This is a genomic window from Ramlibacter sp., assembly GCF_041916345.1.
Taxonomy (GTDB): Bacteria; Pseudomonadota; Gammaproteobacteria; order Burkholderiales; family Burkholderiaceae_C; genus Ramlibacter.
In genome coordinates this window covers 1-7,918 of sequence record NZ_JAYRZR010000127.1, presented here as the reverse complement: position 1 = coordinate 7,918, position 7,918 = coordinate 1, and the positions used below count along the sequence as shown (strand labels likewise).

At 69.4% G+C, this 7,918-nt stretch carries 8 protein-coding genes; 7 read left to right on the top strand and 1 reads right to left on the bottom strand.

What is annotated here, in order from left to right; translation table 11 throughout:
• Window positions 1–123: 123 nt before the first annotated feature.
• Window positions 124–834, top strand: a complete 711-nt coding sequence (locus ACE3T5_RS20130; protein ID WP_374669892.1) for a glutathione S-transferase N-terminal domain-containing protein — start codon at window positions 124–126, stop codon at window positions 832–834.
• Between the two features lie 20 nt (window positions 835–854).
• Here ACE3T5_RS20130 and ACE3T5_RS20125 read toward each other — a convergent pair whose 3' ends face one another.
• Complete coding sequence (locus ACE3T5_RS20125; protein WP_374669891.1) at window positions 855–1,337, bottom strand: NUDIX hydrolase; 483 nt, start codon at window positions 1,335–1,337, stop codon at window positions 855–857.
• 62 nt (window positions 1,338–1,399) lie between these two features.
• On the opposite strand from ACE3T5_RS20125, the gene ACE3T5_RS20120 reads away from it, so the two are divergent.
• The 6 genes from ACE3T5_RS20120 to ACE3T5_RS20095 form a co-directional block, all read left to right on the top strand.
• Complete coding sequence (locus tag ACE3T5_RS20120) at window positions 1,400–2,227, top strand: MotA/TolQ/ExbB proton channel family protein (RefSeq protein ID WP_374669890.1); 828 nt, start codon at window positions 1,400–1,402, stop codon at window positions 2,225–2,227.
• A 4-nt stretch (window positions 2,228–2,231) separates the two neighbouring features.
• Window positions 2,232–2,657 carry an ExbD/TolR family protein gene (locus ACE3T5_RS20115; protein ID WP_374669889.1) on the top strand — a complete coding sequence of 142 codons (426 nt, stop codon included), beginning with the start codon at window positions 2,232–2,234 and terminating at the stop codon, window positions 2,655–2,657.
• A 5-nt stretch (window positions 2,658–2,662) separates the two neighbouring features.
• A complete protein-coding gene (locus ACE3T5_RS20110; protein WP_374669888.1) occupies window positions 2,663–3,088 on the top strand; it encodes an ExbD/TolR family protein in 426 nt (141 codons plus the stop codon).
• 142 nt (window positions 3,089–3,230) lie between these two features.
• Complete coding sequence (locus ACE3T5_RS20105) at window positions 3,231–4,820, top strand: Re/Si-specific NAD(P)(+) transhydrogenase subunit alpha (RefSeq protein ID WP_374669887.1); 1,590 nt, start codon at window positions 3,231–3,233, stop codon at window positions 4,818–4,820.
• A 31-nt stretch (window positions 4,821–4,851) separates the two neighbouring features.
• A complete protein-coding gene (pntB, locus tag ACE3T5_RS20100; RefSeq protein WP_374669886.1) occupies window positions 4,852–6,270 on the top strand; it encodes a Re/Si-specific NAD(P)(+) transhydrogenase subunit beta in 1,419 nt (472 codons plus the stop codon).
• A gap of 43 nt (window positions 6,271–6,313) precedes the next feature.
• Window positions 6,314–7,918, top strand: a 1,605-nt coding sequence (locus tag ACE3T5_RS20095) for a long-chain-fatty-acid--CoA ligase (RefSeq protein ID WP_374669885.1), incomplete at its 3' end; no start/stop codon positions are given.

Sequence of the window (7,918 nt, the reverse complement as noted above, 5' to 3'; positions counted from 1 at the left end):
GCGTAATGCTGCGTGCCGACAGACCACTGGTAAGCCGTGTGCGGGAAATCCGCATGCACGGTTTGAACGGGGGTGTTGGCTTCTACTTGAACCTGATGGCTCGATAGGGGCCAACATCTACCAATGAGCGATCTCTCTGCCTTTCCCATCACCCGCAAGTGGCCGCCGCGCCACCCCGACCGCCTGCAGCTCTACTCGCTGACCACGCCCAACGGCGTGAAGATCTCGATCGCACTCGAGGAGCTGGGGCTGCCCTACGAGGCGCATCGGGTCGCCTTCGACCGCAACGAGCAGATGAGCCCCGAGTTCCTGTCGCTCAACCCGAACAACAAGATCCCGGCCATGATCGACCCGAACGGCCCTGGCGGTGAGCCGCTCGCGCTGTGGGAGTCCGGCGCGATCCTGATGTATCTCGCCTCGAAGACGGGCCGCTTGCTGCCCGACGGCGAGGCCGCGCGCTGGGAGACCACGCAGTGGCTGATGTTCCAGATGGGCGGCATCGGGCCGATGTTCGGCCAGGTCGGCTTCTTCCACAAGTTCGCCGGCAAGGACTTCGAGGACAAGCGCCCGCGCGACCGTTACGTGGCGGAAGCCGCGCGCCTGCTGGCCGTGCTCGATGCCCGTCTGGCGGGCCGTGCGTGGGTGATGGGCGAGCGCTACACCATCGCCGACATCGCGATCTTCCCCTGGGTGCGCAACCTGGTCGGCTTCTACGGCGCGGGTGACCTGGTGGGCTTCGACCGCTTCGGCGAGGTGCGACGCGTGCTCGATGCCTTTGTCGCCCGGCCGGCGGTGCAGCGCGGACTGGCGATCCCGCCGGCGCCCGCGGGCTGACCGCGGCGTCGCCGGGCGCCTCAGGCGGCCTGGTAGATGCTCGGGTCCGTGGTCACCAGGTCGAGGGGGTACCGCGTGCCGCGCAGGTGGTCCTCCAGACAGCGCAGTACCAGCGGGCTGCGATGCCGGGCCGCCGAGGCGCGAATCTCGTCGGGCGTGAGCCACAGCGTGCGCACGATCCCGGTGTCGAGCGTGCGCGTGGCATCGTGCTCGCCCAGCTCGCCGCAGAACGCGAAGCGCAGGTAGGTCACGTCTTCACCGGTGGCCGGACGCCGGAAGCGCGACAGGTAGACGCCCACCAGCTGCGTGGGCCGGAACGCGAAGGCGGTTTCCTCCAGCGTCTCGCGCGCGCAGGCCTCGGCCGGTGCCTCGCCGGGGTCCAGGTGGCCAGCCGGGTTGTTCAGGCGCAGGCCCTCGGGGGTTTCTTCCTCGACCAGCAGGTACCGGCCATCTCGCTCGATGACCGCGGCCACGGTCACGCTGGGTCGCCAACGAGTGCTCATGACCGGCGATCATAGGGGCGCCGCGCGGCACAAGGCAGAATGGCAGCGTCGGAGGGTTTCCCTTGAGCATCCACCCGTTCTCCAAGCGCGCCGCCGCCGGCCTAGCCCTGGCTGCGCTGGCCTGTGCCGCCGCCGCGCAGGGCAACCTGCCGCCCATCCAGTCGGCCGCTGCGGCCGCCAACCCCTATGGCCTGCAGGCCCTGTGGCAGCAGGGTGACTGGGTCGCGCGCGGCACGCTGCTGATGCTGGTCGTGATGTCGCTGGCGAGCTGGTACGTGCTCATCACGCGGCTCATCGCCCAGTCGCGCATGGGCGGGCAGGGGCGCGACGCGAATGCGCGCTTCTGGAAGGCCGACACCGTCCGCCAAGGCGCGGAGCTGCTGGTCAAGGGCAGCCCGTTCCGCTTCATCGCGGAGTCGGCGCTGGAGGCGACGCGCAAGCACGAGGGCCTGATTGGCCAGGTGGACATGAACACCTGGGTGGCGCAGAGCATCGAGCGGGCCGTGGCCACGGTGCACAGCCGCACGCAGGAGGGCCTGGCCGTGCTCGCCACCGTCGGCTCCACCGCACCCTTCGTCGGCCTGTTCGGCACGGTCTGGGGCATCTATCACGCGCTGGTGCGCATCGGCGCCAGCGGGCAGGCCTCCATCGACAAGGTCGCCGGCCCGGTGGGCGAGGCGCTGATCATGACGGCGATCGGCCTGGCGGTGGCGGTGCCGGCGGTGCTGGGCTACAACTGGCTGGTGCGCCGCAACAAGATCGTGATGGACACCGTGCGCGCCTTCGGTTCCGACCTGCACACCGTGCTGCTGGCCGCCCACGCGCGGCAGGCAGCGCAGGCCACGCAGCCGGGCCCCGCCGCCCCGCCCGTGACGGTGGACGCGGGCTGAGCCCATGGCGATCCACTACGCGCGGGCGGGCGAGGGCGAGGACGGCTTCATCGCCGAGATCAACACCACGCCGCTGGTGGACGTGATGCTGGTGCTGCTGATCATCTTCCTGATCACCGTACCGGTGGTCCACAGCAGCATCGCCGTGAGCCTGCCGCGCGAGCCGAACGCGGCCGTCGACCCGCAGCGCGAGAGCATCATCGTCACCGTGGACGCGCAAGGCGGCACCTGGTGGTTCGACACGCGCCTGCCGGACCGCGAGAGCCTGCAGGCGCTGCTGGTGCGCGCCGCCGCCCTGCAGCCGCAACCCGAGCTGCACATCCGCGCCGACGCGCGCGCCGAGTACGACCCGGTGGGCGCGGTGGTGCTGGCGGCGCAGCAGGCCGGCATCGCCCGCGTGGGATTCCTCACCGAGCCGCCCGCGCGCTGACCGCCATGCACATCCGCGCCGGCACCGAACCCGATCCCGAGCCGCTGGTGGACATCAACACCACGCCGCTGGTGGACGTGCTGCTCGTCCTGCTGGTGATGCTGATCATCACCATCCCGATCCAGCTGCACGCGGTGGATCTCGACATGCCCGGCCTGAACAGCCCGCCGCCGGCCCAGCCGCCGCAGGTGGTGCGGCTGGACGTGCAGCCGGGCGGCGCGTTCCTGTGGAACGGCGAGGTGCTGGCCGGCCGGCCCGCGCTGGAGGCGCGGCTGGCCGAGGCCGCGGCCCAGGCGGACCCGCCCGAGCTGCACGTGCGCCCGCATCCCCAGGCCCGCTACGAGCAGGTCGCCCAGGCGCTCTCCAGTGCGCAACGCCTGGGCCTGGTGAAGATCGGGCTGGTCACGTCGCCCCCGGCCCCGGCCCGCTGATTCTGGGTGCGCCGCTCCAGGCGCATGTGGACGATTCATGTAAGCTCGCGGTCAGACAAGGCGCGGCACGCCGGGCCTTGCGGCGCGCGTGCCAGCCACGCCGTCCGGGCCGCTGCCGGCCCCTACCGGAGGAGATGCATTCATGGGTTTGCTGATCGGAGTCCCGAAGGAAACGTTCCCGGGCGAAAAGCGGGTCGCGACCGTGCCCGACGTGGTGGCCAAGCTGGTGAAGCTGGGCTTCTCGGTCGCGGTGGAAAGCGGCGCAGGCGATGCCGCCAACTTCTCGGATGACACCTACCGGGAGGCGGGTGCCGAAATCGTGCCCGGCACGGCGGACCTGTGGGCGCGCGCTGACATCGTCTTCAAGGTGCGCCCGCCTACGGAGGCCGAGGTCGGCCTGATGCGCGAGGGCGGCACGCTGATCGGCTTCGTGTGGCCGGCGCAGAACCCGGCGCTCATGCAGGCGCTGCAGGCGAAGAAGGCCACGGCACTGGCCATCGACTGCCTGCCGCGGCAGCTGTCGCGTGCACAGAAGATGGATGCGCTTACCTCCATGGCGGGCGTGAGCGGCTACCGCGCGGTGATCGAGGCGGCCAACGCCTTCGGGCGCTTCTTCAACGGCCAGGTCACCGCCGCCGGCAAGATCCCGCCGGCCAAGGTGTTCATCGCCGGCGCCGGGGTGGCCGGCCTCGCGGCCATCGGCACCGCGGCCAACCTGGGTGCCATCGTGCGCGCCAATGACACGCGCGCCGAGGTGGCCGACCAGGTCGTGTCGCTCGGCGGCGAGTTCGTGAAGGTCGACTACGAGGAAGAGGGCTCGGGCGGCGGCGGCTACGCCAAGGTCATGAGCGAGGGCTTCCAGGCGGCGCAGCGCGCGATGTACGCGCAGCAGGCTCGCGAGGTGGACATCATCATCACCACCGCGCTGATCCCCGGCAAGCCGGCGCCCAAGCTCATCACCGCCGAGATGGTGCAGACCATGAAGCCCGGCAGCGTGATCGTGGACATGGCGGCCGAGCAGGGCGGCAACTGCGAGCTGACGGAGCCCGGCCAGGCCGTGGTGAAGCACGGCGTCACCATCGTCGGCTACACCGATCTGGCAAGCCGCCTGGCCAAGCAGTCCTCCACGCTGTACTCCAACAACCTGCTGCGCCTGACCGAGGAGCTGTGCAAGACCAAGGACGGCCAGATCCTCGTCAACTTCGAGGACGACGCGCTGCGTGGCCTGACGGTGGTGAAGGAGGGCGAACTGACCTGGCCCGCGCCGCCGATCAAGATGCCTGCCGCCGCGCCGGCCAAGCCGGCGGCCGCGGCGCCCGCGCCCGCCAAGGGGCACGGCCACGGTGCCGGCGAGCCGATGTCGGCACAGTCGCTGGCCATCGTGTTCGGCATCGGCGCGCTGCTGTTCCTGCTGGTGGGCCTGTTCGCGCCGGCGAGCTTCCTGGCGCACTTCACCGTGTTCGTGCTGGCCTGCTTCGTGGGCTACATGGTGGTGTGGAACGTCACGCCCTCGCTGCACACGCCGCTGATGAGCGTCACCAACGCCATCTCCTCCATCATCGCCATCGGCGCGCTGGTGCAGGTGGCGCCGCCGCTGGATGCCGCCGGCGCCGCCAACCGGCCGAACGCGCTGATCCTGGGGCTGGCGGTGTTCGCGCTGGTGCTGACCGCCATCAACATGTTCGGCGGCTTCGCCGTCACGCGCCGCATGCTGGCGATGTTCCGCAAGTGAACAACAACAACGACAGGAACCAGGAGCGGACATGACTGCCAGCCTCGCCACGGTGGCCTACATCGGCGCCACCATCCTCTTCATCCTCAGCCTGGGCGGCCTTTCCAACCCGGAGACGGCGCGCCGCGGCAACCTGTTCGGCATGATCGGCATGACGATCGCGGTGCTGGCCACCGTGTTCGGTCCGCGCGTCACGCCGGCGGGCATCCCCTACATCGTCGGTGCCCTGGTGGTGGGCGGCGCCATCGGCCTCTTCGCGGCGAAGAAGGTGCAGATGACGCAGATGCCCGAGCTGGTGGCGCTGATGCACAGCCTGGTGGGCCTGGCCGCGTGCCTGGTGGGCTTCGCGAGCTACGTGGACACCTCGGTGCAGTTCAGCGGTGCCGAGAAGGCCATCCACGAGATGGAGATCTACGTCGGCATCCTGATCGGCGCGGTCACCTTCTCGGGCTCCATCATCGCCTTCGGCAAGCTCTCCGGCCGCATCGGCGGCAAGCCGCTGCTGCTGCCCGCGCGCCACTGGCTCAACCTGGCCGGCCTGCTGGTGGTGATCTGGTTCGGCCGCGAGTTCCTGCGCGCGCCGACCATCGACGCCGGCATGATGCCCCTGCTCGTGATGACGGTGATCGCCCTGCTGTTCGGAATCCACATGGTCATGGCCATCGGCGGCGCCGACATGCCGGTGGTGGTCTCCATGCTCAACAGCTACTCCGGCTGGGCCGCGGCGGCCACCGGCTTCATGCTCTCCAACGACCTGCTGATCGTGGTGGGCGCACTAGTCGGCTCCTCGGGCGCCATCCTCAGCTACATCATGTGCCGCGCGATGAACCGCAACTTCATCAGCGTCATCGCCGGCGGCTTCGGCACCGGCGGCGGCGGCGCGCCCGCCCCGGCTGCCGGCGGCGCGGCCCAGCCGGCCGGCGAGGTGGTGCCGGTGAGCGCGGTCGAAACGGCCGAGATGCTGCGCGAGGCCAAGAACGTGATCATCGTGCCCGGCTACGGCATGGCGGTGGCGCAGGCGCAGCACACGGTGTACGAGATCACGAAGCTGCTGCGCGAGAAGGGCGTGAACGTGCGCTTCGGCATCCACCCGGTGGCCGGCCGCATGCCGGGCCACATGAACGTGCTGCTGGCCGAGGCCAAGGTGCCGTACGACGTGGTGCTGGAGATGGACGAGATCAACGAGGACTTCCCGGACACCGACGTCACCATGGTGATCGGCGCCAACGACATCGTGAACCCGGCCGCGCAGGACGATCCCACGAGCCCCATCGCCGGCATGCCGGTGCTGGAGGTGTGGAAGGCCCGAACCTCCATCGTCATGAAGCGCAGCATGGCCAGCGGCTACGCCGGCGTGGACAACCCGCTCTTCTACAAGGACAACAACCGCATGCTGTTCGGCGACGCCAAGAAGATGCTGGACGAGGTGCTGGCGGCGCTGCGCGCCTGAGGGCGACCCCGGCCTGCGGATGCGAGACAAGGAGAAAACCCCCATGACCGATCGTCCCTGGCTCAGTGCCTATCCCCCCGGCGTGCCCGCCGACATCGACGCGGCACAGTACCGGTCGCTGGTGCAGCTGATGGAGGAGAGCTTCAAGAAGAACGCCGGCAAGCCCGCCTACGTGTTCATGGGCAAGGAGGTGAGCTACGCGCAGACCGATTCGCTGTCGCGCGCCTTTGCCGCCTACCTGCAGGGCCTGGGTCTTGCCAAGGGCGACCGCGTCGCCGTCATGATGCCCAACGTGCCGCAGTACCCGGTGGTGGTGGCGGCCATCCTGCGCGCCGGCCTGGTGGTGGTGAACGTGAACCCGCTGTACACGCCGCGCGAGCTGGAGCACCAGCTCAAGGACTCGGGCGCCAAGGCCATCGTCATCATCGAGAACTTCGCCAGCACGCTGCAGCAGTGCATCGCGACCACGCCGGTCAAGCACGTGGTGCTGGCGGCCATGGGCGACATGCTGGGCCTGCTGAAGGGCGCGCTCGTCAACTACGTGGTGCGCAACGTCAAGAAGATGGTGCCCGCCTTCAACCTGCCGGGGGCGGTGCGCTTCAATGAGGCCATTGCCCAGGGCACGCGCGGCACCTTGAAGCAGGTTGACCTGGGCCCCGACGACATCGCGGTGCTGCAGTACACGGGTGGCACCACCGGCGTCTCGAAGGGCGCGATCCTCCTGCACCGCAACGTGATCGCCAACGTGCTGCAGTCCGAGGCCTGGAACCAGCCGGTGATGGGCAAGGTGCCGGCCGGCGAGCAGCCCACCGGCGTGTGTGCGCTGCCGCTGTATCACATCTTCGCGTTCACGGTGGGCATGATGCTGTCGCTGCGCACGGGCGGCAAGCTGATCCTGATCCCCAATCCGCGCGACCTGCCGGCCGTGCTGAAGGAGCTGTCGAAGCAGACCTTCCACAGCTTCCCGGCCGTCAACACGCTGTTCAACGGCCTGGCCAACCACCCGGACTTCGGCACCGTGAACTGGCGCAACCTGAAGATCTCGGTCGGCGGCGGCATGGCGGTGCAGGGCGCGGTGGCCAAGCTGTGGCTGGAGAAGACCGGCTGTCCCATCTGCGAGGGCTATGGCCTGTCGGAAACCTCGCCCTCGGCGAGCTGCAACCCGGTGACCGCCACGGAATACACCGGCACCATCGGCGTGCCGATCCCCAGCACCTGGATGAAGTGCCTGGACGACGACGGCAACGAGGTCGCGCAGGGCATGCCGGGCGAGATCGCCATCAAGGGCCCGCAGGTCATGGCCGGCTACTGGCAGCGCCCCGACGAGACGGCGAAGGTCATGACGCCTGACGGCTACTTCAAGACCGGCGACGTCGGCGTGATGGACCCGCGCGGCTACTTCAAGATCGTCGACCGCAAGAAGGACATGGTGCTGGTCTCCGGCTTCAACGTCTACCCGAACGAGGTGGAGGACGTGGTGGCGCAGCTCGACGGCGTGATGGAGTGCGCCGTGGTCGGCGTGCCGGACGAGAAGACGGGCGAGGCCGTCAAGCTGGTCATCGTGAAGAAGGACCCCGGCCTCACCGAGGAGAAGGTGCGCGAGTACTGCCGCGCCAACCTCACCGGCTACAAGCAGCCCAAGGTGGTG